This is a genomic window from Caballeronia sp. LZ003 (genome assembly GCF_031451465.1).
In the GTDB taxonomy this organism is placed as follows: domain Bacteria; phylum Pseudomonadota; class Gammaproteobacteria; order Burkholderiales; family Burkholderiaceae; genus Caballeronia.
Genome location: NZ_JARUXJ010000130.1, coordinates 1 through 617, shown reverse-complemented (window position 1 = coordinate 617; position 617 = coordinate 1). Strand labels below are relative to the sequence as shown.

Below are 617 nucleotides of genomic sequence, written 5' to 3'. Positions count from 1 at the left end.
CCGCTTCGCGATCGCGAACAGCGTAGCGATCGTGATTCCGGCGTCGGGACGGATCGAGCGCCAAGTGTCGCGCGTGTCAGCGGCCGAGTAATTCGGGCTCGCCTTACTCCACGTGTCGAACGTCTCGAACGCTGCTTCGCCTTCTCCGTTTTTCAATGCAGCAGCAACTCGAAACCATACGTCTCGCTCACAGTCCGGCGGGATGTATGACAGTGCTTCGAGGATGCGCTGGTGATGGTCGAAGACTGTGCTCATTTCTTGCCTCCCGCAATTACGCCTGCGCGTGCAACCACGCGAGCGAAAGCAAGGTTGTCGCCGATCGCCGCCGTCGCTTGTCCTGCAAGCTTGCCCACGCGGGAAGAACGAACACCCTTCGCCATCATGGTTTCAAGCAGATCGCGGTTGCGAAATCCATTTTGCGCAGCAGCGGCAAAGACAACATCGAGCACGCGTCGTGCAAACTCGCGCACTTCGTCATCAACCTTCTTCGCTTGAAAGACAAGGAAGCCGCACATCAACACACATTGCGTCGGGCTTGCATACTCGCCCTCAGCGATGGGCATACCCAGCTCGTAGTTCTCGTTTATGCGCCGTTCCGCGCCGCTAGTGGAAGCTTG

2 protein-coding genes are annotated in these 617 nt (G+C 58.3%); both read right to left on the bottom strand.

Translation table 11 applies throughout. The features are described from left to right. Positions 1-255: PriCT-2 domain-containing protein (locus QCE79_RS33415; protein WP_309851775.1), on the bottom strand; the 255-nt coding region annotated here is incomplete at its 3' end. Next, positions 252-617, bottom strand: a 366-nt coding sequence (locus QCE79_RS33410; RefSeq protein WP_309851771.1) for a hypothetical protein, incomplete at its 5' end; no start/stop codon positions are given. The genes QCE79_RS33410 and QCE79_RS33415, both read right to left, overlap by 4 nt.